The following is a 26,312-nucleotide window of genomic DNA, read 5'->3' as shown; positions in this document are numbered from 1 at the left end:
AATCGTAGACCGATGAGGCGAGAACAGCCGGACAGCTCTGCCGCACTGCAAAAGATGAGAGGCCCCGAATTGAAGAACGACGACATCAAGTCTCTTCTCGCCCGCATCGAACAGGGAGAACCACTGACGAAAGAGGAGCAGCTCCTCGTTCTTCGGGACCTTCTCAGAGCCAATCAACGGATCGAAGCCAGCAGACAGGCTGGTTACACAGATGACGAGCCCCCTCGTCAGGCGATCCACGATCAGTTCACGCCGCTCTAGGAGCGTCAGGGGTCACTCGATCGTCAGCGGGGGACCAGATGGGACGCGCGCCGATATGTCGTCTTCATGTCGCAGCGCAGCAAGATAAGGGCTCTCCTAGCCGCTCCGAGGAGAGACCACGTGAAGAATGACACCATCAAGTCGCTCCTCCAGCGGATCGAGGACGGCACTCTCCTCAACAAGGACGAGCAGGTCGAAGTCTTGAAGGATCTCCTGCGGGCGAACCGGCGGGTCCAGGCCGCCAAACGCGCCGGCTATATCGAAAGCCCACGCCGGCCACACGGAGCGTCATCGCCTCTGACGCATTGAGAGCGAGCCGGACGAACCCTCGTTCGGCGCCTCGACCCGGCGCACCCCATCGTCGTCAGGACGATGGAGGAGCGCCCGGGCCGTTCGGTCAGATGGGCTCCTGCCCGGCGAGCTCGATCCCGAACCCGGCAATGCCGACGAAGGAGCGCGAGACGCTGCCGAGGTTGCGGATGGAGGTCACGCCGAGATCGCGCAGGATCTGGGCGCCGACCCCGACCTCGCGCCATTGCCGCGTCCGGTCCTGCTCCGAACCCTCCGGCTGCGCGTCGAGATCGGGATATTGCGTGACCGGCACGCCGGCCGTGCCCTCGCGCAGATAGACGAGGACGCCCCTGCCCTCTTCCTGGAAGCGGCGCAGGGCGGCATGGATGGTCTCGCCCCCGCCGAGTACGTCCGTCATGACATTGGCGCGATGCATGCGGGCGAGGATGTCGCGCCCGTCGCCGACCCGGCCATAGACGAAGGCGAAGTGCTGAACCTCGTCGAAGGGCGTCGAGTAGGAATAGCCCGTCAGCGTGCCGAACTCGGTCTTGACCGGGAAGGTCGCGAGCCGCTCGACCAGTTTCTCGCGCGACTGGCGATAGGCGATCAGATCCGCGACCGAGACCTGCTTCAGGCCGTGCTTCGCGGCGAAGGCGGTGATCTGTTCGCCCTTCATCACCGTGCCGTCGTCATTGGCGAGTTCGCAGATCACCCCGACCGGCGGCAGCCCCGCGAGCCGGCAGAGATCGACCGCCGCCTCGGTATGGCCGGAGCGCATCAGGACGCCCCCGTCCCGCGCGATGAGCGGGAAGACGTGGCCGGGCCGCACGAAATCGGCCGGGCCCATATTGTGGTTGGCGAGGGCGCGGACGGTGTTCGTGCGCTGCTCGGCGGAGATGCCGGTCGTCAGGCCATGCTTGACGTCCACCGTGATCGTGAAGGCCGTGCCGAGGGGCGCGTCGTTCGCCGCGACCATCGGATCGAGCCGCAGGCGCCGTGCCTCCTCCGCCGTCAGCGGCGCGCAGACGATGCCGCAGGTGTTGCGGATGATGAAGGCCATCTTCTCCGGCGTGCAGAGGGAGGCGGCGACGACGAGGTCGCCTTCGTTCTCGCGGTCGTCGTCGTCGGTGACGATGACGACCTCGCCCCGGGAGAAGGCGTCGATGATGTCGGGAACGGCGGCAGTCACGGTGATGCTCCTCTCGGGGGCCGGCTTCTCTTGGGGCCGGCGGCCCTGGTTGCCCGAGCCAGTACCGAAGCCGCGGCCCGGACACCAGAGCGCCCGCGCACTGGACAGACCCGCGCGCCTCGCGGAAGACGGCATCATGACCGCGAAACCTCCCCCGAAGCCGCCCCGGGCGCGCGCGCCGCATGGCCGCAAGAGCTGGCACCCGCCGTCACGGGCCGGCGGGCCTCGCCCGCCCCGCCGCGACCTCGCCGCCCGGCCCGACGATGCCGCGCTGCTCTACGGCTTCCATCCCGTCATCGAGGCTCTCGGCAACCCGAAGCGCCGCATCCGCCGCCTGCTGCTGACGGAGAACGCCCTCGGCCGCCTGAAGGAGGAGCGGCCGGATATCGCGCAGGAGGTGGAAAGCCGGGCCGAACTCGTCCGCCCGGACGAGATCAGCCGCCTCGTCGAGCCGGATGCCGTCCATCAGGGCGTCTATCTCGAGGCCGACCCGCTCGAGCCCCTGACACTCGCCGATCTCGGCCCCGACGCACTCGTGCTCGCGCTCGACCAGATCACCGATCCGCACAATGTGGGTGCCATCACGCGCACCGCGGCGGCCTTCGGGGTGGACGCGCTGCTGGTGACGGCGCGCCACAGCCCGAACGCGACGGGCGTGCTGGCCAAGGCCGCCTCGGGCGGCCTCGAACACGTGCCGCAACTCGTCGTGCGCAACCTGTCGGACGCGCTGGAGGAGCTCGGCCGCCGGGGCTTCCGCCGGATCGGCCTCGATTCGGAGGGCGACGCGAGGCTTCAGGACCTCGGCGCGTCGCGGCCGACCGTGATCGTCCTCGGCGCCGAGGGACGGGGCCTCCGCCAGCGGACGCGCTCGGTCTGCGACGTGGTGGCCCGGCTCGACATGCCGGGAGCCATCAAGAGCCTCAACGTATCGAACGCGGCCGCGATCGCGCTCTACGCCCTCTCGGCCCCGGTCACGGAGCCTGCCGGCTCCCTCTGACCACGACCCTGTGGACGACGACGCCGCTCGCACCGCCGTCGCGCGAATCGGCGACGAGGGGACCCGCCGACCGCGCTCCGCTCCTGTGCGGCGTGCCGCGCCGCGCGGCGGCCGGCCGCGAGGCAGAGGGGCCGCGCTTCACACCCTTTCCGTCGATCACGTAGAGCGCGGGCGGAGCGACGGGCGACGGCGGGATGCCGACCGGTGGCTGGACGACCGGACCGTCCTGGTAGCCTCCGCCCGGATAGCCGCTCGGGCTGTAGGCCGGTGCGCCGCCATAGCTCCCGTAGGCGCCATAGCTTCCCCCACGGCGGTCGAACCGGTCGAAGCGACCATGATGACCGCCCGACCAGCCCCCGTGCCGGCCGTGGTCGCCCCAGCGACGATGATGATGGTGGTGATGACGCCCCCACGCGCCGACATGCCCGTGGCTATGGCCATGGCCGAGACGGACCCGGCCGGCATGGCCCGCGCCGTGTCCCTGGAAGCCCGCTCCGCCTCGGGACGCCACCCCGCCACGACCGCCGCCGGCATGACCGCCGGCCGCGACGCCTGCGCCACGCGCGACGGCCTCCGACGCCCCCGAGAGGAGCGCCAACGCCGCGAAACCACCTAGGATCAGGCCCGACAAAGCTCGCATCGCGACGCTCCCTTACTCCGGCCTCCTGGCCGAAACCGTAGCATAGCCCCCCGGGGCTGTCACAAGAAAGCACCCGTTAGACATAGGTTGCACGACGAATTGGCAAGTAGTGCCCCCGTCGACGCGTTTTCGGGGACGGCCTATTCCACGACGGGAACTCGGGTAGACCGCGCCGTCGTGGGCGACCGGCGACGATCGACCCTCAAGGGGGAGACGACACCATGGCTGTAACAGCCACGCCGACGACGGCAGCGGCATCACGACCGATGACCAAGGAGGAGAGGAAGGTCATTCTGGCCTCGTCTCTCGGCACGGTCTTCGAATGGTATGATTTCTATCTGTACGGCTCGCTTGCCGTGATCATCGGCTCGCAATTCTTTTCCGCCTTCGACGTCACGACACGGAACGTCTTCGCACTTCTGGCCTTCGCGGCGGGCTTCCTCGTCCGCCCCTTCGGCGCTCTCGTATTCGGACGCCTGGGCGATCTCGTCGGACGCAAATATACCTTCCTCGTCACGATCGTGATCATGGGCACGTCGACCTTCATCGTCGGCCTGCTGCCCTCCTACGACCAGATCGGCTGGATCGCTCCGGTCATCCTGATCGTCCTGCGCATGGCCCAGGGTCTCGCGCTCGGCGGCGAGTACGGCGGCGCGGCCGTCTACGTGGCGGAACACGCGCCGCAGGGCCGTCGCGGCTTCTACACGAGCTGGATCCAGACCACGGCGACGGTTGGTCTGCTGCTGTCCCTGCTGGTCATCCTCGCGCTGCGCATGTGGATGGGCGAGGCGGGCTTCCAGCGTGGCGAGGGTTACTGGATCGCCGGCTGGCGCATCCCCTTCCTGCTGTCGATCGTGCTGCTCGCGATCTCCGTCTGGATCCGGCTTCAGATGAACGAATCGCCGGCGTTCCAGAAGATGAAGGAGGAAGGGACCCAGTCGAAGGCGCCGCTCTCCGAAGCCTTCGGCCAGTGGAAGAACGCCAAGATCGTCATCATCGCCCTCCTCGGCCTGGTCGTGGGCCAGGCGGTGGTCTGGTACACGGGACAGTTCTACGCACTGTTCTTCCTCCAGAACATCCTGAAGGTGGACCTGCTGACGGCGAACGTGCTGATCGCCTGGTCTCTCATCCTCGGAACCGGCGGCTTCATCTTCTTCGGGGCCCTGTCCGACAAGATCGGCCGCAAGCCGATCATCCTCGGAGGCTGCCTCATCGCCGCCATCACCTTCTTCCCGCTGTTCAAGATGCTGACCTCGGTGGTGAGCCCGAAGCTGGAACACGCCCTCGCGACGGCGAAGGTCCAGGTGACGTCCGATCCGGCCTTCTGCGGCTCGGTCTTCGATCCGGTCGGGATCCGGAACTTCACGCAGCCCTGCGACATCGCCCGCGTCGCGCTCGCCCGCGCCGCGATCAAGTACGAGTTCGTGGCGGCACCGGCAGGGACTGCGCCGAAGGTCACGTTCAACGGCACGGAGGCACCGATCCTGGGGGCGAGTCCCGTCCAGCCGGCGGTGCCGGCTGCGGGGACCTCGCCCGCAGTGCCCTCCCGGCCCGCGGTGAACGCGATCAACGCCAACATCGCGGGGTTCAACGCGGCGGCGACGAAGGTCGGCTATCCGGCCGCGAACGATCCGACGATCCTGAGGGTCAACGGGTTCTTCGACGCGATCGTCAACCCGACCGCGCTGAAGGCCATCGGCATCCTTCTGATCCTCGTCCTCTACGTGACGGCGGTCTACGGGCCGATCGCGGCGGCACTGGTCGAGTCCTTCCCGACCCGGATCCGCTACACGGCGATGTCGCTGCCCTACCACATCGGCAACGGCTGGTTCGGCGGTCTTCTGCCACCGACCTCCTTCGCGATGGTCGCGGCGACCGGGGACATCTATTACGGCCTCTGGTACCCGGTCTGCTTCGCACTGATGACCTTCGTGATCGGCCTTCTCTTCGTGAAGGAGACCAAGGATCGCGACATCTTCGCCTACCAGGGCGAGAAATAAGGCCCGATCCTCCACCACAGGGCGCCTCGCGCCACCTCCAGCCCCGGCCTTGCGCCGGGGCTTTTCGTTGGCGATCCGTGCGGAGGGCGCTCGACGCTTCCTGTCCGGCCCGCACCATGATACCGGAGCGCGTCGGCAGCCGGCGTAGCACAGCGGTAGTGCAGCGGTTTTGTAAACCGAAGGTCGGGAGTTCGATCCTCTCCGCCGGCACCGAAATCACTGGTCTCAGCAGATGAAGCCGCGGACCGGCGCGACCCGCTCGCGAGGAACTCGCGGCCGAGGAACCGACGCTCCGCGAGAAACCGCCTACTTTCCGTTGGGCGTCGCCGGATCGATGTCGTAGGCCTTCTGGACCAGCTCGTGGCGAGTTGCGGTCGTGCCGACCTTGCGCTCCCAGACCTCCGCCATCTGCTCCTTCGCCTCGGGCTCGATCTCCTTCGGAACGAGGTTTCGATAGGTCTCGATCTCGCCCGTGACCACCTTCGCAATCGTCTCCGAGACCTGCCGGGGGTCGTATTGTTCGTGCGGAAAGGCGAGCTTCCGATAGTCGAAGACCAGATCCTCGCTGTCCTGCGGATGCCAATGCGACGGAGCCTCGAACATGCGGTCGTTGAACCCGGTCAGAATGGGACCCGGGTTGACGACCGCGATCTGGACACCGAATTCCTGCAATTCCTTGCGGAGCGCTTCCGCAAACGCTTCGAGGGCGTGTTTCGTCGCGGAATAGGCTCCGGCGAAGGGATCCGTCGTCAGGCCTGCGACCGACGAGACGAAGACGATCTTGCCCGCCTTCCTCCGAACGAAGGTCCGGGCGATCGCCTGGGTGAGCAGAACGGTGCCGAAGACATTCACCTCGAACTGTTCGCGCAGCTTGTCCTCGGGCAGGTCGACCACGGCGCCGCCTTCCGAAATGGCGGCGTTGTTGACCAGCACGTCGACGTCCCAGGCGGCCGCGCGCAGGCGATCGTTCTCATCGGTGATATCGAGCTTCTCGACGCGGATCGGGAGATCTCTCTCCCGCGCTTCCGTCCTGAGGCCGTGAATCTGGGCCACGGCCTCGACCGTCGCGATCACGTCGAGCCCTTGCTCCGCGAGCATGAACGAGACGTCGCGACCAAAGCCGGTTCCGGCCCCCGTGATGAGGACGGTCTTGCGTTTCGTCATGGCTGATTGTCCTTCTCAGACGCAGTTGCGAGCCGGATTTTCGCCGCGCCGGACTGAGACCCGCCGAGCGCGGCCGGGCCCGTCGGCCATGGTTTGAACGCGCAGCGGCCCCTCAACCGGCCGGTGGGCGGATGGTTCCGGAAGGCCTTGCGAGCCTCAAAGGACGTGAGGACCTTTCGATGCGTGCCGGGAGGCTGTATCGTCGGCGGGTGGCCCTCGATCTGCGGAAGCCGACGGAAGGCCATCGTACAAGAACAGTGCCGGGCATTTTCAGACAGAGTATTGGCACAAGGACGTCTGCCGTCACGGCGTCGCTGCCGATCTTGGGGATAGGGGCTGGGGATGCCGATCGGATACTTCACGCCCGCTGAATCGGTCGGCACCTCCGCCATGCGGAGCGCGATGCATGAGCGTATCCGGCAGTTCGATTGGGCGGCGTCCACCGCCGGCGCCGTCGACGGATGGTCGATCGAATTGCGAAGCGTGTGTCGGACCGCCCTCCTGTCCTCGACGCCCATGGCGGTTCTGATCGGCCGCGACGGCGTCGTCCTGTACAACGATGCCATTCGCGCGATGTTCGGCGAGGAATACGACTTCGCTCTGGGGCGCCCCATCGCGGAGGTTCTGCCCGCGGCCGCAGGCTTCTACACCAAAATGCTGGGGCGGATCTTTGCGGGCGCCTCGGCCCGCTTCGACGACATCCCCTACAGGCTGCGTCGGCTGGGGCGGTCCGATAAGGTCTGGTTCGACCTCGAATTCACGCCGATCATGGACTCGACGGGCCGCGTGCATGGCGCTCTCGTCATCAGTGTCGAGACGACCACGCGCGTGAAGGCCCTGCGCGAGCTCGAGCATTCGCGCGAACGTCTGAGGCTGGCCCTCGCCGCCGGCGGGATCGTCGGAACCTGGGAGGTCGATTTCCGAACGGAAACCGTCCGCTCGGACGAGCGCTACGCGCGGCTGCACGGCGTCAATCCCGGGGTCGCGGAGAAAGGAGCCGACAAGGGGCTCTTCATCTCGGGCATCCATCCGGACGATCGGATGCTGGTCATGGCGGCGTTCGACCAGGCCAAGGTCGATGGAAACTATCGCTGTCAGCATCGCGTCGTGGGCGATGAGGGAACGCGCTGGATCGTCGCGTCCGGACGGATCCGCCACGGCAACGACGAGGCTCCCGTGTCGTTTCTCGGCACCGCCGTCGACGTCACCGAACAGGTCGAGACCGCCGCGGCGCTGGCCGAAAGCGAGGAGCGCTTTCGGACCTATGCGGAAACGCTCCCTCACGTGATCTTCGAATGGGACCAGGACGGCCGCGCGACCTATGCCAATCGGCGCTGGTTCGAGTTCACCGGATGCGAGGACGAAGACGAAGAGGTCTGGAACTGGCCCTCCTTCGTCCATGCCGACGATCGGACGCTCGTCGTCGAGCACTGGCGCGCGGCCATCACGGCCGGCGAGAGGTTCCGGTCGGTCGCGCGCCATCGGGACAGCTCCGGCGAGTACCGATGGATGGAGGCGACCGCGCTGCCCATTCGCGACAGCCGGCAGCAGGCCGCCAGTTGGATCGGCACGCTCGTCGATATCCACGACGCCAAGCTGATCGAAGCCGAACGCGCATTGGTGGCCCGGGAACTCGACCACAGGGTCAAGAACTTCTTCGCGTTGACGCAAGGGCTGATCGGCCTGACCCAGCGAGAGGATCACGACCTGTCCTCCTTCGCCTCACGCCTGAGGGGGCGCCTGGATGCTCTCCATCACTCCCACAACCTCATCAGGCTGCGCGAGGCCGAAGCGGGGTCGGGCGCCGACGATGCGCTGCTTGAACTGATGCGCCGCTTGCTGGAGCCGTACCGGATCGCTCAGGAGGAGGGCCGGATCAATATCGGCGGGGACGACATCCCCCTCGATCCAGGCCAGATGACCGCGTTCGCGCTCGTCTTTCACGAGCTTGCCACCAACTCGGCCAAGTATGGCGCGCTGGCCGCTCCTGCCGGGCGCATCGATCTCGCATCGCGTCTCAGCGGGGGAATGTTGCAGATCACCTGGCAGGAAAGCGGCTGCGCGCGGATCGCGGCCGGCGTGCAGGGCGGCGGCTTCGGATCACGGCTGATCACCTCCGTCATCGAGCATCAGCTGCGCGGCAAGTTCGAGCGTTCGACCGAGCCGGACGGCGTGCATATCCTCCTCGTCATTCCCGTCCCCGGCACGCGGCTCGCGAGGAAGGGGCATTGATCCGATCGTAGGCCGGCGCTCGGCCGCCCGCCGCTGGCCGCATCGCCGGTCGTCAGCCAGGTATACTCGACAGTGAGTATCCCTCTGCCCGGCTGCCCCTATGGTCGCCCCCGCCTGAGACGGGGGGATGGATGGTCGGCGATGGCGGGATCTCGAGGCAGGACCAGAGGCGGGGAGCAGTCTATGCCTCGATGGTCGTGCTGCTCTTCGCCGGTTTCGTGCTCGTCTCACGCGCCGGGCTGTCGACGGCGCTGACGCTCCTCGACATCGCCGCGCTGCGGTTCGGCGTCGGAGCGATCCTGCTCGCTCCCCTCCTCCTCGGCCACGGCTTCGGCGGAATCCGGCCCGGCCAGGTCCTCGTGCTTGCGACCCTCGGCGGGCTGGGCTTCGCATTGCTCGCCTATGCCGGGTTCGCATTGACGCCGTCGAGCCACGGCGGGGTTCTGATCCACGGAACGCTCGCGCTGACAACCGCCGTCCTGATCTGGCTGTTCCGCCTGCCGCGCTCGCGCGTCGGCCAAGGCGTCGGCCTTGCCATCATCGCGGCCGGCGTGGCGGCCATGGCCTGGGATGGGCGCGTCTCCGGCGGCGACTGGATGCTGGTCGGCGATCTCTGCCTGATCGGAGCCTCGTTCTGCTGGTCGGGATACGGCCTGTATGTCCGTCGGCTCGGCCTCTCGGCCCTTCAGGCCGCCGCCATCGTCACCACGACATCGGCGGTCGTCTTCCTTCCGATCTACCTGATGCTGCCGGGGAAGATGCTGTTCGAGGCAGGCTGGTGGGATATCCTGGTTCAGGGGGCGTTCCAGGGGGCGGTGATCGGGGCCGGATCCGTCTTCGTCTATACGCGAGCCGTCGTGCTGCTCGGGCCCGAGCAGGTGTCACTCTTCACCGCCGCCGTTCCGGCGCTCGCCCTGGTCGGCGGCCTCGTCCTGCTCGGGGAAGTTCCCGGCACGGCGGCCGTGATCGGCGTCGCGCTCGTGACGATCGGCATGATCGCCGCATTTCGCCCGCCGGTCCGCTGAGGCCCCCGGGCTTCGAACGATGCGGCCTCAAGATGGGAGGGTCGCGAAGGACCAGGGATTTCGGCCCTCGCGCAGCCAGCGGAGAGACTGCGTCCAGAAGCCGTCCCGGTGCCGGTCGTGGAACAGGCCGAAATGGCCGATCGCCTCCATGCCGAAATCGGGCGGCGTGACGAGAACATGCGTCGTCCCGGCCGAGCGGTAATAGCCGAGAGCCCGGTCGATCGCGCGGGGCGAGGCGATCTCATCGTCGCTGACGCCGACCGCCAGGATCGCGCCGCTGAAGGACGCGAAGCGGGAGAGGATCTCCGCCCTCTCCTGCGTGGGATAGCTCCGTTCCATCCGGCGGCCACGGAAGCTCCATTCGTTCGCGACGCCGGCCGGCAGGTCCTCCAGCCAGCCGAGACGCCGTCCGGGGAAATACCCGCAGATCGCGGTCAGCGCGGGCATCGCGACATGCCACTTCCAGAAGAGCCGGGCGCGATGCGGTTCCGCGTAGTCGCGCCAATAGGCGTATTGGGCACCGATAGTCAGCATCCGGTCGATCCGATGGGCGGATGGGGAGAAGCCCGGCAGGAAGCCGCCGATCGAGTGACCGACGACCTGGACCGGGCCTTCCCCCTCTCGCGAGAGCACGACGCGCAAGGCGGCATCGAAATCCTGCTCGCCCCAGTCACGCCAGCGATACGAGAGCCCTCTCAGCGAGCGCGGCCGCGATGCGCCGATCCCGCGATAATCGTAGGTCAGGACGCGAAAGCCGGCCTCGGCGAGGAAGCGCGCATAGCGGTGATAATAGCGCGCCGCGACGCCCGTCGCCGGATTGACGATCACCGTGCCGAGACCGGCCTCCGCGTCGCCCTGCCAGACGTGCCCCCGCAGCCGGACGCCGTCCCGGCATTCCAGCTCAAGCACCTGCTCCCGGACCACGACCATGCCGCGTCATCCCGCCTCCGCCACGGGATCGATTGTGCGCAGCCACCGCCCAATGTATATTCACTAGTCGGTATACATTGGGGTGGCTGGACGGTGTCGACCCGAGAGAAGATCGTCAAGGCGGCGGCGTCGCTCTTCTACAAGGAGGGCATCCGCTCCGTGAGCGTGGACGCGATCGCGGACAAGGCGGGCATCACCAAGCGCTCCCTCTACTACCACTTCAAGAGCAAGGACGATCTGGTCGAAGCCTATCTGGCCGGACGCGACCAGCCCAATCTCGACACCTTCGAGCGGTGGTTCGGCGAGGCGGAAGGCGATGCCGCGACGAAGGTCCGCGCGCTCTTCGTGAACCTCGCCGCCTCGGCCCGGAGCCCGAAATGGAGGGGATGCGGCTTTCTTCGGACGGCGGCCGAGCTCGTCGCGATGCCCGGCCATCCGGCCCTGAAGGCGGCGAACCTGCACAAGACGCGTTTCGAGGAATGGCTCGGCCGGCACCTCGAACCGGCGGGCGTCACCGACGCCGACGTGCTGTCCCGGCAGATCAGGCTGCTCCTCGACGGCTCGTTCTCGGTCGTCCTGCTCAATCGCGACCCGAGCTACATGGAGCTTGCCGGCCATGCCGCCGAGGCGCTGGTCAGGGCGGAACTGGCGGCGCGTTCTCCAGAGGCGCAGGCTGATCGAGCCCCGGCCTGAGGGCATCCGGGGCCGGCATCCTCACGGGCGACCGAGTCCTGATCGGCTTTTCCGGGGCGGAGAATGGGCCGGTCCAGGAACCAGAATCCGAAGTCCCGCATTGAACCCGCTGAACGGAAGGGTCGAAACCTCAGCGGAGCGACGAAATGGCCGACAGCGATGTCGATACGAGCGGTGTGAATATCGAGCAGATCAAGATCGTCATGAACGCTCTCTATCTATGCCTGGATCACGCCACGAAATACATTGCCGAGCATAACGGCACCGCATCTGCACAGGACTTCAAGGATAATCTGCTGGCCTCGCTGAGGCACGGCGACATCGACATGGCGATCATGGAAGACACGAAGACCTTCGACTTCGTCGTCTCCCGAATCGAGGAACTGAAGGTCCCGGGCAATTGACACGGCGAACGAGCCGGACCGCGTCGCGCCCTTAGGGCTGTTGCTCAACCCGCCGCGTTCGGAAAGGCGGAGAGGGCAACCCGCGCCACCTGCCGCAGCGCCTCCCGATCGGCCCCGGAGGAGGCCATGACCCCCATCCCAGACGTGATGCAGGCGAGAAACCGGGCGAGGGCCGAGGGATCGCAATCGTCGGGCAGATCGCCGTCGCTCTTGGCGCGGGCGAACCGTTCGCGGAGGCTCGCCTCGACCTGATCACGTCGCGTCGCGAATTCGAACGGCACGTTTTCGGACCCCGCTCCGCAGACCAGACCACCCTGCACGAGAAGACAGCCGGGCGGCTTGCCCGGCTCGGTATGGCTGTCCGCCGTGCTCGTGAGAAACCGCTCGGCGACCTCGTGCGCCGTCGCACCCGCCAGAACCCAGCTCATATGCTCGCCATGCCGGACCGTGTAATGGTCGAGTGCGGCTTTGAGCAGCCCCTCCTTGTTGCCGAAGGCGGCATAGAGGCTGGGCGGTTTGATCCCCATCGCCTTGGTGAGTTCGGCGATGCTGGCGCCGTCGTAGCCGTGGCGCCAGAAAACCTCCATCGCCTCATCGAGGGCCTTGTCCATATCGAAGGACCGAGGCCGTCCCATCGCCATGGTCGAACACCTTTTTCATTCTGTAGCGAAAATTAAATAAGGCACTTGACGCCCGGCGTCGAGGGCGACATCTGTAGCGAACGATACGAATGTCGGAGACGGCCGTGAGCCTTCCTCGTTCCCCCCTCAAATCCGCGCTTCGATACTCGGCCATCGCCATGGCGATCGGCGGCGTGGCAGCCGGCGCCTATCACGTCTCGCCGCAATGGCTGATCCCCGCCGGCCAGGCGGCGACCGCGCCGGCGCCGGAGCAGGCCGTGCCGGTCACAGTCGCCACGCTGGATGCTCGGACCGCGATCATCTGGGACGAATTCTCGGGGCGCCTCGAGGCGATCGACCGGGTCGATGTCCGGGCGCGCGTCGCCGGGGCGATCCAGGAGGTCCACTTCACGGAAGGCGACATCGTCAAGGCCGGCGAATTGCTGGTGACGATAGACCCGGCCCCCTATGCCGCCGAGGTCAGGCGGCTCGAAGCCCAGGTCGCCGGTGTGGAGGCGCGGCTCGCATTGACGAGCAGCGACCTCGATCGCGGCCGCCAGCTCTGGGGCGAGCGGGTCGTCACCGCGCGCGATCTCGACAGCCGCTCCAACGCCTTCAAGGAGGCCTCGGCGAGCCTCGAAGCCTCGAAGGCGGCGCTCGACGTCGCGCGGCTCAATCTGCGCTGGACCGAGGTTCGTGCCGCGGTCGGCGGCCGGGCGGGGCGGCGCGAAATCACGACGGGCAATCTCGTACCGGTCGGGACGGCCGGCCCGGTCCTGACGACCATCGTCTCGGTCGACCCGATCTATTCCAGCTTCGATGCCGACGAGGGCATCGTGCTGCGCGCCCTCGCGTCGATCACCGAGAAGAGCGGCGGCCGGGGGCGGATCGATCGGATCCCGGTCGAGATGACGACCTCGGACGGTTCGGTCGTCCAGGGCAGGCTCCAGTTCATCGATAACAAGGTGGATGCGCGCACCGGCACCATTCGCGTCCGGGCGGTCTTCGCCAATGGCGACGGACGTCTCATTCCCGGCCAGTTCGCGCGCATGCGCCTCGGCCAGGCGAAGCCGGAACCCGTCCTTCTCGTCGACGAGCGGGCCGTCGGCACCGATCAGGACAAGAAGTTCGTCCTCGTCGTCGGCGACGACAGCCGGGCGACCTTCCGCGCAGTCACGCTCGGGCGCGCGGTCGAAGGGCTCCGCATCGTGACCTCCGGGCTCAAGGCGGGCGAGAGGATCGTCGTGAACGGCCTCCAGCGGGTGCGGCCCGGCGCCCTCGTCCAGGCCCAGACGGCCGCGATGGGGGCTCGGCCGGGTCCCGGCGGCAAGCCGGGCCAGCTCGCGCAGCGCTGATCCGTCCCACCGGCGGTTCGCGACGACCGCCGACAGAATTCCCGACGACCGCGCCTTGAGCGCGAACGACTTCCTGCGCCCTTGGAGGCGGCATGACCTTCTCGAAATTCTTCATCGACCGGCCGATCTTCGCCGGCGTGCTGTCGGTGCTGATCTTCCTCGGCGGCCTCCTCGCGCTCTTCGCGATGCCGATCTCCGAATATCCGGACGTGGTGCCGCCCTCGGTCGTCGTCCGGGCGACCTATCCGGGCGCGAACCCGAAGGTCATCGTCGAGACGGTGGCGACGCCGATTGAGGAGCAGATCAACGGCGTCGAGGGCATGCTCTACATGTCGAGCCAGGCGACGACGGACGGCGTCATGACGCTGACCGTCACCTTCAAGCTCGGCACCGATCCCGACAAGGCCCAGCAGCTCGTCCAGAACCGCGTGTCCCAGGCCGAGCCGCGCCTGCCCGCCATCGTGCGTCAGCTCGGCATCGTCACGATCAAGAGCTCCCCCGACCTGACCATGGTCGTGCACCTCCTGTCGCCGGACGGTCGCTACGACATGACCTACCTGCGCAACTACGCCGTCCTGAACGTGAAGGACCGGCTGGCTCGGCTCGACGGGGTCGGCCAGGTCCAGCTCTTCGGCTCCGGCGATTATTCGATGCGGATCTGGCTCGATCCGCAGAAGGTCGCCGAGCACGGGCTCTCCGCCGGCGATGTCGTGCGCGAGATCCGGGCGCAGAACGTCGAGGCCGCGGCGGGCGTCGTCGGCTCCTCGCCCGCCCTTCCGGGGCTCGACCTCCAGCTCTCCCTCAACGCGGAGGGGCGCCTGACCAGCGAGGAGCAGTTCGGGGACATCGTCGTTAAGACGGGGGCGGATGGCGAGATCACGCGGCTGCGCGACATCGCCCGGATCGAGCTCGGCGCGTCCGATTACGCGCTGCGCTCGCTGCTCGACAACAAATCCGCCGTCGCGATCCCGATCTCGCAGTCTCCGGGGTCGAACGCCATCCAGATCTCCGACAACGTCCGCCGGACGATGGCCGAGATCAAGGAGAACATGCCCGAGGGCATCGACTACCGGATCGTCTACGATCCGACGCAGTTCGTGCGCGCCTCGATCGAGGCCGTGATCCACACGCTGCTCGAGGCGGTCGCCCTCGTCGTGCTGGTCGTGATCCTCTTCCTCCAGACGTGGCGCGCCTCGATCATCCCGCTCATCGCCGTGCCGGTCTCGATCGTCGGGACCTTCGCGGTGATGCACGTCTTCGGCTTCTCCATCAACGCGCTCAGCCTCTTCGGCCTCGTCCTCGCGATCGGGATCGTGGTCGACGACGCGATCGTCGTGGTCGAGAACGTCGAGCGCAACATCGAGGCCGGCCTCTCGCCGCGCGAGGCGAGCTACCAGGCGATGCGCGAGGTCTCCGGACCCATCGTCGCGATCGCACTCGTCCTCGTCGCCGTCTTCGTGCCGCTCGCCTTCATCAGCGGCCTGACCGGCCAGTTCTACAAGCAGTTCGCCCTGACGATCGCGATCTCGACGGTCATCTCCGCCATCAACTCGCTCACCCTGTCGCCGGCCCTGTCGGCGATCCTGCTCCAGGACCACCACGCGCCCAAGGACCGGCTGACGCGGGGGCTCGACTGGCTGCTCGGCTGGTTCTTCCGCCGCTTCAACCGCGCCTTCGCCTGGGCCTCGGGCAGCTACGGGACGGGGGTCGGCATGGCCATCTCGCGCAAGGCCGCGATGATGGGGATCTATCTCGTCCTCGTCGGACTGACGGTGGTGCTGTTCCAGCGCGTTCCGGGCGGCTTCGTGCCTGCTCAGGACAAGCAATACCTCGTCGGCTTCGCCCAGCTTCCCGACGGTGCGACGCTCGACCGGACCGAGGACGTCATCCGCCAGATGAGCGAGATCGCCCTCAAGGAGCCGGGGGTGGAGAGCGCGGTCGCCTTTCCGGGCCTGTCGATCAACGGCTTCACCAACAGCTCCAATTCCGGGATCGTCTTCGCGACCCTGAAGCCTTTCGCCGAGCGCAAGGAGCCCTCGCTCAGCGGGGGCGCCATCGCCATGTCGCTGAACCAGAAGTTCGGCGGCATCCAGGAGGCGTTCATCGCCATGTTCCCGCCGCCGCCGGTCAACGGGCTCGGCACGATCGGCGGGTTCAAGCTCCAGATCCAGGATCGGGCCGGTCTCGGCTACGAGGCGCTGAACGAGGCGACCAAGGCCTTTCTGGCCAAGGCCGCGCAGGCGCCGGAACTCGCAGGCCTGTTCTCGAGCTTCCAGATGAACGTGCCGCAGCTCTTCGCGGATATCGACCGCACCAAGGCGCGCCAGCTCGCGATTCCGGTGACGGACATCTTCGATACCCTGCAGATCTATCTCGGGTCGCTCTACGTCAACGATTTCAACCGGTTCGGCCGCACCTACTCGGTCCGCGTCCAGGCCGACGCACCCTTCCGCGCGCGGCAGGACGATGTGGGGCAGCTCAAGGTGAGAGCCGGCTCGGGCGAGATGGTGCCGCTGTCGGCGCTCCTGAACGTCCGCCAGACCTCGGGGCCCGAGCGCGCCATGCGCTATAACGGCTTCCTCACGGCCGACATCAATGCGGGGGCGGCGCCGGGCTATTCGTCCGGCCAGGCGCAGGACGCGGCGGCCCGGATCGCGGCCGAGACGCTTCCGAAGGGCTTCGCCTTCGAGTGGACCGAGCTGACCTATCAGGAGTTCATCGCCGGCAATTCCGGGATCTGGGTGTTCCCGCTCGCGATCCTGCTCGTCTTCCTGGTGCTCGCCGCCCAGTACGAGAGCCTCACCCTGCCGCTCGCGATCCTCCTGATCGTCCCCATGGGTTTGCTGGCCGCCATGACCGGCGTCTGGCTGTCGGGCGGCGACAACAACGTCTTCACGCAGATCGGCCTCATCGTCCTGGTCGGGCTCTCGGCCAAGAACGCGATCCTGATCGTGGAATTCGCGCGCGAGCTCGAATTCGCCGGCCGGACCCCGGTTCAGGCCGCGATCGAGGCGAGCCGGCTCAGGCTGCGCCCGATCCTGATGACGTCGCTCGCCTTCATCATGGGCGTCCTGCCGCTGGTCCTCGCGACGGGCGCGGGCTCGGAGATGCGCCAGGCGATGGGCGTCGCGGTCTTCGCCGGCATGATCGGCGTGACCGCCTTCGGCCTGTTCCTCACGCCGGTCTTCTACGTCGCGCTGCGGCGGCTCGCATCGAACCGCCCGCTGAAGCGGCACGGAGAGGCGACGGTCGCGCCGGCGACCCATCCGGCGGCCGCATGACGGCCCGGCCCCGCCGTGTGCGCGTCGCGGATCAGGCCTTCGGCGCGGGCGGCGTCCAGCCGTAGAGCCAGGCGTAGCGCTCGCGCATGCCCTCGGGTCCGAGGCGGCGCATGACGAGGTTGCGGCCGAGGGCGACGAGGCCGGAGGCGTGGTAGACGCGCCCGTTGGAGCGAGCCGCCTGCTGAACCCGCCGCACGCGCGGCAGGCGCGCCCGCGCATAGGCGGCGACCGCGTCCGGGACGGCGGCGGGGTCGGAGCCGACCAGCGCCGCGAGATGGGCCGCGTCCTCGATCGCGAGGCCGCCCCCCTGGGCCAGGAACGGCAGGACTGGATGGGCCGCATCGCCCACGAGAGCGACCCGGCCGCGGCCGAGCCGCCGGGCGGTGTGGGTGAAGAGCGACCAGGCCGACCACGCCTCGGCCCGGCCCGCAAGCGCACGCAGATCCGGGTGGGCGCGGGCGAGCGCGGCCATGACCTCGTCCGGGCTCGCCTCGCGCGACCAGCCCTCGGACGGTTTCGGTCGACTAGCGACGACCACGAGATTGAGCTGCCGTCCCGCCGCGACCGGGTAATGCACGACATGGGCGCCGGGTCCGAGCCAGAGGCCCGTCTCGTCCGGCCCGAAGCCCGCCGGCCGGGCCTCCGCCGGCAGAACCGCCCGATAGGCCGCGAATCCAGAATAGGCCGGCGGGACATCCTCGCCGAGCGAGGCCCGCATGCGCGAGACGACGCCGTCCGCCCCGATCACGAGATCGGCAACGACGCTGCCCTGCTGGCCTCCGGCCGATTCGCCCTCGATCTGGGCCACGCCGTCCCGCTCCGAGACCGCGTTGGCGCCGCGCCCGACCCGGATCAGGATGTCGGGCCGGGCACGCACCGCATCGAGCAGGATTGTGTGCAGGTCGGAGCGGGAGAGAGCGAGATAGGGCGCCCCGAAGCGGTCCCGCATGGAGGGGCCGAACGCGACGCCGCCGATGCGGCGTCCGTCACGAAGAGCGCGGATGGTCATCCCGTCCGGCTCGCAGGCGCAGCGTCGGAGCGCGGGGCCGAGCCCGAGGGAGAGCAGGATTCCCGTCGCGTTCGGCGAGAGCTGGATGCCCGCGCCCGTCTCGCCGAATCCCGTGCGGCGCTCGAGCAGCGTGATCTCGTGGCCCCGCCCCGAGAAGGCGAGCGCGCTCGTCAGGCCGGCGATGCCCGCGCCGACGATCGCGATCCTCACGGCAGGCTCCGGCGGATGAAGGCTCGCCGCTCAGGCGGCCTGGTCGTGCCAGAGGCAGGATTCGGGCTCGGCCTGGCCGTCGGCGAGGCTCTGCTTGAACTTGTACAGCGTCCCGCAATAGGAGCAGATGGCCTCGTCGCCCGACCCCATGTCGATGAAGATATGCGGGTGGTCGAAGGGAGGCGTCGCCCCGATGCACATGAACTCGCGCGAGCCGACATGAATCTCGCGAACGCCCGGATCGTTGTGGAAATGCGGAACGCCCGAAGAAGCCATCTCGCCCGAAACCTCGATGCTGCTGCGCCGCGGCGGCCGGCGGCGCGGCGGTGGTCCGCTCTCTCGCATGGCACGGCCTCGGCTTCAATGCCCGCGCCGCGCTCCGGTTCGGAGCGACGGGCATGAATGCGCTCGTGCCGCAGCTCGCCAAGGTCGGCGAGGCCGAGATCGCCTATATCGACCTGCCGGCGGAGGACGGGCCGGGAGGCGGAGATCCGATCCTCCTGATCCACGGCTTCGCCTCGACCCATGGGGTGAACTGGGTCAATCCGAACTGGGCGACGACGCTGACGCGGGCCGGCTACCGGGTCGTCGCCTTCGACAATCGCGGGCACGGCCGCAGCCAGAAGTTCTACGAGCCGTCGGATTACGACACCTCGACGATGGCGGAGGACGCGCGGGCGCTGCTCGACCATCTGGGCATCTGGCAGGCCGACGTGATGGGCTATTCGATGGGCTCGCGCATCACCGCCTTCCTGACGCTCGAACATCCCGAGCGCGTGCGCTCGTGCCTCCTCGGCGGCCTCGGCATCCACCTCGTCGAGGGCGTCGGGCTGCCGCCCGGCATCGCGGATGCCATGGAGGTTCCCTCGCTCGACGACCTCACCGAGCCGACGCAGCGCATGTTCCGGGCCTTCGCGGAGACGAACAGGCAGGATCTGAAGGCGCTCGCCGCCTGCATCCGCGGCACGCGGCAGACGCTGTCGCGGGACGATGTCGGGGCGATCCGCGTGCCGACGCTCGTCTCCGTCGGCACGAACGATCCGATCGCAGGCTCCGCAGCCGAGCTCGCCGCCCTGATCCCCGGCGCCAAGGTGCTCGACATCCCGGGCCGCGATCACAACCTCGCCGTCGGCGACAGGACCCACAAGGCCGGGGTGCTGGCCTTCCTTGCCGAGCGGCCCTGACGCGACGACACGCGGCGTCGCCGCGAGCGGTCCGGTTGCAAGAGCTGCGCTCGGGTGACAAATCGCACATGGCGGGGCCGCCGGCCGGCCGCGCCGCCACTTCCCGTGCGCCGAAGAGGCGCCGCGGGCTTCGAACGATCATCCTCTCCGTGCTAGGGTGGACGAAGGGCGTTCGTCTCTTCGTTGGGCTGGCCGGGAAACGATGCACTCCCGTCCGCCCCCGGCGAGGCGTCCCGCATCGGCCATGAAGGAAGGCGCCATGTCGCAGATGCTCTCCCGCCGCCGCGCCGACGTCGCGGGCGTCGTCGATCCGGTCTGGACGCGGATCCGCTCGGAGGCGGAGGCGGTCGTGCGCGCCGAGCCGGCGCTCGCCACCTTCATCGTCACGACGATCCTCAATCACGACAGCCTGGACGGGGCAGTGATCCACCGGGTCGCGAGCCGGCTCGGCCATCCGGCGATGCCTTCAGACCTCATCGCGCAGACCTACCGCGATTTCGCCGAGCATGACCGGGCCATCGGCGAGGCGTTCCGCGCCGACATCCTGGCCGTCGCCGATCGCGATCCCGCCTGCTCGCGGCTGATCGAGCCGGTGCTCTATTTCAAGGGCTTCCACGCCATCCAGACCTATCGGCTGGCCCACGCCCTCTGGATCTCCGGCCGCCGCGACGTCGCGCTCTATTTCCAGAGCCGGGCCTCCGAGGTCTTCCAGTGCGACATCCATCCGGCGGCGCGGATCGGGCGCGGCATCTTCCTCGACCACGCGACCGGGCTCGTCGTCGGTCAGACCGCGACGATCGGGGATGACGTCTCCATGCTGCACGGCGTCACGCTCGGCGGCACCGGCAAGGAGAAGGCCGACCGGCACCCGAAGATCGGCAATGGCGTCCTGATCGGAGCCGGGGCGAAGATCCTCGGCAACATCCAGGTGGGGCAATGCTCGCGCATCGCCGCCGGATCCGTCGTGCTGCAGGAGGTGCCGCCGAAGACGACCGTCGCGGGCGTGCCGGCGCGGGTCGTCGGCACCGCGGGCTGCGCCGAACCCGCCCGCACCATGGACCAGATCCTCTCGGCCATGGCGCAGGCCTGAGGCCGATGCGCCCCGGGGTTGCGGCGGCATCGTCCCCGTGGCAAGCCCCCGCGACCGCCGATCGGGGATCGGCCGAACCGGGATCTGACGTTGGACAAGACAGAACTCGCAAAGCTCGAGCGCTTCCTGCGGCGCACCTTCGGAAACCACTCCATCCGCGTGGCGGCCCGCCCTCGGAAGAAGGATTCGGCCGAGGTCTATATCGGCGAGGAATTCGTGGGCGTGATCTCCGTCGACGACGAGGACGGCGACCGCTCCTTCAATTTCGACATGGCGATCCTGGCCGAGGACCTCGAAGGCTGAGGCGGCCGGGCCGGTCACGCCCGTCTTCGGTGACGCGCGTGTCCCGCCTGCGCGTCGAACGACGATAAAGGATGCCCCACCGCGCGGACTCGCTCGATGCCGAGTTCCGCCGGCGACCAGCCCGACGCGGCAACGCGGCCCTGATCCGAGGCTGCGCCGTGTCCGGTGCGCGCCGCAGCCTCGCCGCGACCGCGTTCGGCGGCAAAACCCCGTGCCGCCCGGCAACCACCGATCCGAAGACCTGCCGAGATCGTAGAATGCCGTTTCCGAAGGAAGACGCGCGGCGCCCGCACGTGGCAGCGGAAGACTGCCTAACCGCTGACCTGACTCGCGGATTTTGATGGTAGCGGAGGAGGGACTCGAACCCCCGACACGGGGATTATGATTCCCCTGCTCTAACCAACTGAGCTACTCCGCCGCTCTCGGCGTACCGAAGACCGGCGCTATAGGGACGAGGCCCCTTCCCTGTCAAGCAATCCCGGCGCGATTTCGGTGCGGATCGGGCATTTCCGTTCTCAACGCGAGGGGATCAGCGCGATGCGGATGGCGAAGACGGCGAAGATTCCCGCGAAGGCGTAGTCGAGGGTGCGCGAGACCCAGCGGCGGCGGGTGAGCACGGCGATGAAGCGATCGGCCAGCAGCACCATCAGTGCGGCGAGCGGGGTCGACAGCACGACGAAGTAGAGGCCGAGCACGAAGAGCTTGGCCGGGGCATGCGGGTCGTGCGGATCGACGAATTGCGGCAGGAAGGTCACGAAGAACAGGACGACCTTGGGATTGGTGAGGTTGATGCCGATCCCGACGAGGAAGGTCCGCCAGAGCGAGGGCGCGGCGCGCGCTCCCGCGTCGAGCGAGAGCGCCGATCCGCGCCGGATCGCATCGATGGCGAGCCAGAGGAGGTAGAGCGCCCCGACGACCTTGAGGATCGTGAAGGCCGTGGTCGAGGCTGCGATCAGGGCGGAGAGGCCCAAGGCCGCGACGACGGTGTGCACGCAGCACCCCACCATCGCACCGGCCATGGCCGCGAGGCCGGCTGCCCTGCCGCCCGTCATCGTCCGCGACAGGAACAGGCTCATATCGGGGCCGGGTGTCGCGAAGAGCACGAGGCAGGCGATGCTGTAGGCCAGCAGCGTGCCGGAATCGGGCAGGATAGCCATGCGAGCGACCTTCGGCGCCGATTCTGTCGCGGCGCGCCGACGAGCCATAGCATGGCCCCAAAGCGAGGCCACACGCCGCCGCGAGGATGAGGGGTTTCATGGACTTCACGGGCAGCGCCATGGCCCTCGTGGGCATCATCACCGCCGCCGGCGCGGGGCTCGGAGCCGCAATCGCGCATTGGCGGCGGGGGCCGGGCCATCTCGCGATCGGCGCGATCATCGGCGGCCTGTCGACCTTCCTGTTCGCCCTCGTCGCGACCGTCTATGCGGGGATCATCGTCGCGCTCGGCCTCGTGGCGCTCGCGGTGCTCGTCCTGGGCGCGTTCTTCGGCTGATCGACCATCCGCGGGGCGGCGTGACACGCGGCCGCCTTCAGCCCGCCACGCCTTTCGTGGCATGTCGGGCCATGCCGACGCCGTTCCGCTACGCCGCCCTCGCGGCCGCGTGGCTCCTGATCCTCGCTGTCGCTCCCGTCGCCTCCCGCGCCCAGGACGGGCCGCCGGGCATGCCCTCGGCACGGCCCGCGCCGATCCCCTCGCAGATGGCGCGGCTGCTGCCGGTGCTCGGCCGGGATGGCATGGTGTCGAGCCAGGAGGGGCGGGCGACACGGGTCGGGCTCGACATCCTCCAGCGCGGCGGCAACGCGGTCGATGCCGCCGTCGCGGTGCATTTCGCGCTCGCCGTCACGCTGCCTCAGGCGGGCAATCTCGGCGGCGGCGGCTTCATGCTGATCCACCGCGCCGGGACGGATCGCGAGCGCTCCGAGACCATCGCCGTCGATTACCGCGAGACCGCGCCGGCCAAGGCCACGCGCGACATGTTCCTCCTGCCGAGCGGCGAGCCCGACCCGGCGAAGTCGCGGGATACGGGCCTGTCCGTCGGCGTGCCGGGCTCGGTCGCCGGCATGGCCTTCGCGCTCGAGCGCTACGGCTCGGGCCGCTTCACCCTCGCGCAGCTGATCGAGCCGGCCGAGAGGCTGGCCCGCGAGGGTTTCGTCGTCGAGGACGATCTCGCCCGCTCGATCCGGGCCTCGGGGCGCCTCGGGCGTCACGAGGCGAGCCGCGCGGTCTTCTACCCGAACGGCGAGCCCGTCGCGGCCGGCGAGACCCTGGTGCAGCGCGATCTCGCAGGGACCCTCGCGGCGATCATGAAGGAGGGCCCGCGTGCCTTCTACGAGGGCCCGGTCGCCGAGAAGATCGCCGCCGCCGTGAAGGCCGCGGGCGGGATCATGGCGCCGTCCGATCTCGCCGCCTACCGCCCCTTGCTGCGGCAGCCCGTGCGCGGGCGCTATCGCGGCCACGAGATCGTCACCATGCCGCCGCCGAGCTCGGGCGGCGTCCACCTCATCCAGATCCTGAACATCCTCGAAGGATACGACCTCGCCGGGCTCGGGGCCGGCAGTGCGGCGGCCTATCACCTGATGGCCGAGGCGATGAAGCCCGCCTATGCCGACCGCGCCGCCTGGCTCGGCGATCCGGACCGGGTGAAGGTGCCGGTCTCCGGGCTGACCTCGAAGGCCTATGCGGCCAAGCTCCGCGCGGCGATCGATCCCGATCGGGCGCGCCCTGCCGGCGAGGTCGCGGCGGGCGATCCCCTCCCCTACGAATCCGCCGAGACGACGCATTTCTCCATCGTCGACCGCGACGGCAACGCGACCTCGACCACGACGACGCTCAACTTCTCCTACGGGCTCGGCCTCGTCGCCGCCGGCACGGGCGTGCTGCTCAACAACGAAATGGATGATTTCGCCGCCAAGGCCGGCGCGGTGAACGCCTATGGCCTCGTCGGCGGGGAGCCCAACACGGTGGCGCCGGGCGCACGGCCGCTCTCGAGCATGACGCCGACCTTCCTGTTCCGGGACGGCAAGCTCGTGCTCGTGACCGGCAGCCCCGGCGGCAGCCGCATCATCACCACGGTGCTCCAGGTGATCCTGGGCGTGGTCGATTTCGGCCAGAACCTCGCCGAGGCGGTCACGGCACCGCGCATCCATCACCAGTGGAGGCCGGATGCGCTGCTGGTGGAAACCGGCCTGTCTCCTGATACGTTGTCGCTCCTGAGAGCCTGGGGTCACAAGGTCGTCGTCGGCCGGACCTCAGGCTCCGCCAATTCGGTGGCGGTCACGGAAGAGGGGCTCGCCGGCGCGGCAGATCCGCGCCAGCGAGGCACCGCAGCGGAAGGACGATAACATGGCAAGTGCGATGGCTGGTGCGATGTCGGGACGTGTCGTCCGGTGGCGCTCCCTTGCGGCGGCGGTGCTCGTCGCGCTGACCACGGCGGGCTGCGGGATCAACAACGTGCCGACCCTCCAGGAACGCGCCAAGGCGGCCTGGGCGGAGGTGCAGAACCAGTACCAGCGCCGGGCGGACCTCATCCCGAACCTCGTCGAGACGGTCAAAGGCTACGCCAAGCAGGAGAGCGACGTCCTCACCCAGGTGACGGAAGCGCGCGCCAAGGCCACCTCGATCAAGGTCGACGCCTCGACCATCACCGATCCGGCGAAGTTCAAGGAATTCCAGGCGGCGCAGTCCCAGCTGTCCGGCGCGCTCGGGCGGCTGATCGCGACCGTCGAGGCCTATCCGGACCTCAAGTCGAACCAGAACTTCCTCGCCCTGCAATCGCAGCTCGAGGGCACCGAGAACCGCATCGCCGTCGCGCGGCGCGACTATATCGGCACCGTCCAGGCCTTCAACACCGAGGTCACGACGATCCCCGGCCGCTGGATCGCGGCGATCTTCTACCCCTCCGCCAAGCCCATGGAGACCTTCTCCGCGACGGAGGGCGCCGACCGTCCGCCTTCGGTGAAGTTCTGATCCGCGCCCGGCGGCTCTTGGGGCGATGACAGCGGTGGATCGAGGAGCGGGCGTCTCCCGGATTGCTGGAGGCGGGCCCGCGATCGTCGCGGCCCTTGCGCTCGCCCTGTTCCTCTGCGCGTTCCCCGCGCTGGCCCAGACCTTCCCGACCCTCACCGGGCGCGTGGTCGATGCGGCGAACATCCTCAAGCCCGAGGAGCGCTCGGCGCTCGAGCAGAAGCTGAAGGCCTACGAGGACAAGACCTCGGACCAGGTCGTCGTCGCGACCGTCGCCTCGCTCGAGGGCCGTCCGATCGAGGATTACGCGAACCGCCTCTTCCGCGCCTGGAAGCTCGGCACGGCGGACAAGAACAACGGCGCCCTGCTGCTCGTCGCCCCGAACGACCGCAAGGTCCGGATCGAGGTCGGCTACGGATTGGAAGGGGCGCTCACCGATGCCCTGACCGGGGTCATCATCCGCACCGCCATCGCGCCGCGCTTCAAGGCCGGCGACTTTCCGGGCGGGATCGATGCCGGAATCGACGCGATGCTGTCGATCCTCACCGGCGACGCGGAGGAATGGCACCGCAAGGCCGAGCCTCCCCGCGCCGACGACATGGACGCGCTCGACTGGATGTCGCTGCTCTGGATCGGGTTCGTGATCTTCCTGATCGTCCGGGCGTTCTGGCAGGAATCGCGAAGCGTCTCGCGCGCGCACCGACGCAGCAACGGCGGCTGGGTGACGCTGCCCCCCTCCGGCGGCTGGGGCGGCGGCTTCGGCGGCGGATCGTCCGGAGGAGGCTTCTCCGGCGGAGGAGGCTTTTCGGGCGGCGGCGGATCGTCCGGCGGCGGCGGCGCCTCGGGGAGCTGGTGATGCTGAAGCCTTCGGAACGCGATAGGATCGAGCAGGCCGTGCGGGACGCGGAGAGCGGAACCGCGGGCGAGATCGTGGTCGTGCTCGCCCGGCAGGCCGGGCGCTACAAGACGGAGCCCCTCGTCTACGCGCTTCTGTGCGCCCTGATCGCGCCCTGGCCCCTGCTGTTCCTGACGCAGCTTTCAGCCGCGCGCATCTTCACCCTGCAGGCGACGATCGCCGCCCTCGTCCTGGCGCTCGCCTCGCTGCTCGGCCCGCTTGCCGTGCCGCCGGCCTTGCGACGCCTGCGCGCCCGCACCGCCGCGGCGCGGGAATTCGCGAGCCGCGGCATGGCCGATACCCGTGGGCGCACGGGTATCCTGCTCTACGTGGCCCTCGCCGAGCATTATGCGGAGGTCGTCGGCGATCTCACCATCGCCGAGCGGGTCGACGAAGCCGAATGGAAGGGCGTCATCGAGGCGCTGGTCGAAGAGATGGCATCCGACAACACGGTCGATGCGATCGCCGTCGCGGTCGAGCGGATCGGCGCCATCCTGTCCCGTCACGTCCCGCCCGAGGCGGACGACCGCGACGAATTGCCGAACCGGGTCGTGATTGTCTGACCGCGTCCGGCC

General features: G+C 68.6%; 26 protein-coding genes and 2 tRNA genes. 19 read left to right on the top strand and 9 right to left on the bottom strand.

The window, feature by feature from the left end; all coding sequences use genetic code 11:
• Nucleotides 1-69 precede the first annotated feature (69 nt).
• Entirely contained in the window at nucleotides 70-261 is a 192-nt protein-coding gene (locus tag EV668_RS01750) for a hypothetical protein (RefSeq protein WP_133768132.1), read from the top strand.
• Nucleotides 262-381: 120 nt separating this feature from the next.
• On the top strand, nucleotides 382-570 hold the full coding sequence (locus tag EV668_RS01745) for a hypothetical protein (RefSeq protein ID WP_133768131.1): 189 nt from the start codon (nucleotides 382-384) through the stop codon (nucleotides 568-570).
• A gap of 88 nt (nucleotides 571-658) precedes the next feature.
• Here the strand turns inward: EV668_RS01745 and ribB are convergent, their stop codons facing one another.
• Nucleotides 659-1,741: a 3,4-dihydroxy-2-butanone-4-phosphate synthase gene (gene ribB, locus EV668_RS01740; protein ID WP_245512770.1), complete on the bottom strand. Its 1,083-nt coding sequence runs from the start codon at nucleotides 1,739-1,741 to the stop codon at nucleotides 659-661.
• 136 nt (nucleotides 1,742-1,877) lie between these two features.
• Between ribB and EV668_RS01735 the strand changes: the two genes are divergently transcribed.
• A complete protein-coding gene (locus EV668_RS01735) occupies nucleotides 1,878-2,738 on the top strand; it encodes a TrmH family RNA methyltransferase (protein ID WP_133768130.1) in 861 nt (286 codons plus the stop codon).
• Here EV668_RS01735 and EV668_RS01730 read toward each other — a convergent pair.
• Nucleotides 2,713-3,378 carry a hypothetical protein gene (locus tag EV668_RS01730; protein WP_133768129.1) on the bottom strand — a complete coding sequence of 222 codons (666 nt, stop codon included), beginning with the start codon at nucleotides 3,376-3,378 and terminating at the stop codon, nucleotides 2,713-2,715. The two genes, EV668_RS01735 and EV668_RS01730, sit on opposite strands and share 26 nt — an antisense overlap.
• A 221-nt stretch (nucleotides 3,379-3,599) precedes the next feature.
• Here EV668_RS01730 and EV668_RS01725 point away from each other — a divergent pair, with 221 nt between their 5' ends.
• Nucleotides 3,600-5,378: an MFS transporter gene (locus tag EV668_RS01725; RefSeq protein WP_133768128.1), complete on the top strand. Its 1,779-nt coding sequence runs from the start codon at nucleotides 3,600-3,602 to the stop codon at nucleotides 5,376-5,378.
• A 138-nt stretch (nucleotides 5,379-5,516) separates the two neighbouring features.
• Nucleotides 5,517-5,588: transfer RNA gene (locus EV668_RS01720), tRNA-Thr, on the top strand.
• A gap of 96 nt (nucleotides 5,589-5,684) precedes the next feature.
• Here EV668_RS01720 and EV668_RS01715 read toward each other — a convergent pair.
• Nucleotides 5,685-6,542 (bottom strand): SDR family oxidoreductase, encoded by an 858-nt coding sequence (locus EV668_RS01715; protein ID WP_133768127.1) that lies wholly within the window; start codon nucleotides 6,540-6,542, stop codon nucleotides 5,685-5,687.
• Between the two features lie 342 nt (nucleotides 6,543-6,884).
• On the opposite strand from EV668_RS01715, the gene EV668_RS01710 reads away from it, so the two are divergent.
• Nucleotides 6,885-8,774, top strand: coding sequence for a PAS domain S-box protein (locus EV668_RS01710; RefSeq protein ID WP_133768126.1), 1,890 nt, complete (start codon nucleotides 6,885-6,887; stop codon nucleotides 8,772-8,774).
• Nucleotides 8,775-8,905: 131 nt separating this feature from the next.
• Complete coding sequence (locus EV668_RS01705) at nucleotides 8,906-9,799, top strand: DMT family transporter (protein ID WP_133768125.1); 894 nt, start codon at nucleotides 8,906-8,908, stop codon at nucleotides 9,797-9,799.
• 27 nt (nucleotides 9,800-9,826) lie between these two features.
• On the opposite strand, the gene EV668_RS01700 is transcribed toward EV668_RS01705, so the two are convergent.
• Nucleotides 9,827-10,729: an alpha/beta hydrolase family protein gene (locus EV668_RS01700; protein WP_133768124.1), complete on the bottom strand. Its 903-nt coding sequence runs from the start codon at nucleotides 10,727-10,729 to the stop codon at nucleotides 9,827-9,829.
• 93 nt (nucleotides 10,730-10,822) lie between these two features.
• Here EV668_RS01700 and EV668_RS01695 point away from each other — a divergent pair, with 93 nt between their 5' ends.
• Together EV668_RS01695 and EV668_RS01690 are read left to right on the top strand one after the other, a co-directional pair.
• The gene (locus tag EV668_RS01695) at nucleotides 10,823-11,422 is read left to right on the top strand and encodes a TetR/AcrR family transcriptional regulator (RefSeq protein ID WP_133768123.1); all 600 of its coding nucleotides are present in this window, start codon (nucleotides 10,823-10,825) and stop codon (nucleotides 11,420-11,422) included.
• Nucleotides 11,423-11,568: 146 nt separating this feature from the next.
• Nucleotides 11,569-11,826, top strand: coding sequence for a hypothetical protein (locus EV668_RS01690; protein ID WP_133768122.1), 258 nt, complete (start codon nucleotides 11,569-11,571; stop codon nucleotides 11,824-11,826).
• A gap of 44 nt (nucleotides 11,827-11,870) precedes the next feature.
• On the opposite strand, the gene EV668_RS01685 is transcribed toward EV668_RS01690, so the two are convergent.
• A complete protein-coding gene (locus EV668_RS01685) occupies nucleotides 11,871-12,467 on the bottom strand; it encodes a TetR/AcrR family transcriptional regulator (RefSeq protein WP_133768121.1) in 597 nt (198 codons plus the stop codon).
• A gap of 158 nt (nucleotides 12,468-12,625) precedes the next feature.
• On the opposite strand from EV668_RS01685, the gene EV668_RS01680 reads away from it, so the two are divergent.
• Complete coding sequence (locus EV668_RS01680; RefSeq protein WP_245513023.1) at nucleotides 12,626-13,801, top strand: efflux RND transporter periplasmic adaptor subunit; 1,176 nt, start codon at nucleotides 12,626-12,628, stop codon at nucleotides 13,799-13,801.
• Nucleotides 13,802-13,893: 92 nt separating this feature from the next.
• A complete protein-coding gene (locus tag EV668_RS01675; protein WP_133768119.1) occupies nucleotides 13,894-17,082 on the top strand; it encodes an efflux RND transporter permease subunit in 3,189 nt (1,062 codons plus the stop codon).
• Nucleotides 17,083-17,113: 31 nt separating this feature from the next.
• On the opposite strand, the gene EV668_RS01670 is transcribed toward EV668_RS01675, so the two are convergent.
• Both EV668_RS01670 and EV668_RS01665 read right to left on the bottom strand, forming a co-directional pair.
• Nucleotides 17,114-18,301 carry an FAD-dependent oxidoreductase gene (locus EV668_RS01670; RefSeq protein ID WP_133768118.1) on the bottom strand — a complete coding sequence of 396 codons (1,188 nt, stop codon included), beginning with the start codon at nucleotides 18,299-18,301 and terminating at the stop codon, nucleotides 17,114-17,116.
• Nucleotides 18,302-18,331: 30 nt separating this feature from the next.
• Nucleotides 18,332-18,577 (bottom strand): zinc-finger domain-containing protein, encoded by a 246-nt coding sequence (locus EV668_RS01665; protein WP_133768117.1) that lies wholly within the window; start codon nucleotides 18,575-18,577, stop codon nucleotides 18,332-18,334.
• 122 nt (nucleotides 18,578-18,699) lie between these two features.
• Here EV668_RS01665 and EV668_RS01660 point away from each other — a divergent pair, with 122 nt between their 5' ends.
• From EV668_RS01660 to EV668_RS01650, 3 genes are all read left to right on the top strand, one after another.
• The gene (locus EV668_RS01660) at nucleotides 18,700-19,485 is read left to right on the top strand and encodes an alpha/beta fold hydrolase (RefSeq protein ID WP_133769930.1); all 786 of its coding nucleotides are present in this window, start codon (nucleotides 18,700-18,702) and stop codon (nucleotides 19,483-19,485) included.
• A 268-nt stretch (nucleotides 19,486-19,753) separates the two neighbouring features.
• Nucleotides 19,754-20,575, top strand: coding sequence for a serine O-acetyltransferase (gene cysE, locus EV668_RS01655; RefSeq protein WP_425359607.1), 822 nt, complete (start codon nucleotides 19,754-19,756; stop codon nucleotides 20,573-20,575).
• A gap of 90 nt (nucleotides 20,576-20,665) precedes the next feature.
• Nucleotides 20,666-20,878 (top strand): DUF3126 family protein, encoded by a 213-nt coding sequence (locus EV668_RS01650; protein WP_133768115.1) that lies wholly within the window; start codon nucleotides 20,666-20,668, stop codon nucleotides 20,876-20,878.
• A gap of 341 nt (nucleotides 20,879-21,219) precedes the next feature.
• Here EV668_RS01650 and EV668_RS01645 read toward each other — a convergent pair.
• Nucleotides 21,220-21,296: transfer RNA gene (locus EV668_RS01645), tRNA-Met, on the bottom strand.
• A 97-nt stretch (nucleotides 21,297-21,393) separates the two neighbouring features.
• On the bottom strand, nucleotides 21,394-22,035 hold the full coding sequence (locus EV668_RS01640; RefSeq protein WP_133768114.1) for a LysE family translocator: 642 nt from the start codon (nucleotides 22,033-22,035) through the stop codon (nucleotides 21,394-21,396).
• A 98-nt stretch (nucleotides 22,036-22,133) separates the two neighbouring features.
• On the opposite strand from EV668_RS01640, the gene EV668_RS01635 reads away from it, so the two are divergent.
• The 5 genes from EV668_RS01635 to EV668_RS01615 all read left to right on the top strand — a co-directional run bounded on the left by EV668_RS01635 (nucleotide 22,134) and on the right by EV668_RS01615 (nucleotide 26,300).
• Nucleotides 22,134-22,370, top strand: coding sequence for a hypothetical protein (locus tag EV668_RS01635; protein ID WP_133768113.1), 237 nt, complete (start codon nucleotides 22,134-22,136; stop codon nucleotides 22,368-22,370).
• Nucleotides 22,371-22,441: 71 nt separating this feature from the next.
• Entirely contained in the window at nucleotides 22,442-24,220 is a 1,779-nt protein-coding gene (gene ggt / locus EV668_RS01630) for a gamma-glutamyltransferase (RefSeq protein ID WP_133768112.1), read from the top strand.
• Nucleotides 24,221-24,233: 13 nt separating this feature from the next.
• Nucleotides 24,234-24,845, top strand: a complete 612-nt coding sequence (locus tag EV668_RS01625; RefSeq protein WP_425359606.1) for a LemA family protein — start codon at nucleotides 24,234-24,236, stop codon at nucleotides 24,843-24,845.
• Nucleotides 24,846-24,870: 25 nt separating this feature from the next.
• Complete coding sequence (locus EV668_RS01620; protein ID WP_133768110.1) at nucleotides 24,871-25,698, top strand: TPM domain-containing protein; 828 nt, start codon at nucleotides 24,871-24,873, stop codon at nucleotides 25,696-25,698.
• Nucleotides 25,698-26,300, top strand: a complete 603-nt coding sequence (locus tag EV668_RS01615; protein ID WP_133768109.1) for a TPM domain-containing protein — start codon at nucleotides 25,698-25,700, stop codon at nucleotides 26,298-26,300. Before EV668_RS01620 ends, EV668_RS01615 begins: the two co-directional genes overlap by 1 nt.
• The last annotated feature ends 12 nt before the right edge of the window (nucleotides 26,301-26,312 follow it).

This window comes from Enterovirga rhinocerotis, from assembly GCF_004363955.1.
Lineage (GTDB): Bacteria > Pseudomonadota > Alphaproteobacteria > Rhizobiales > Beijerinckiaceae > Enterovirga > Enterovirga rhinocerotis.
The sequence above is the reverse complement of the archived record's forward strand: the minus strand, read 5'-3'. Positions and strand labels throughout refer to the sequence as shown.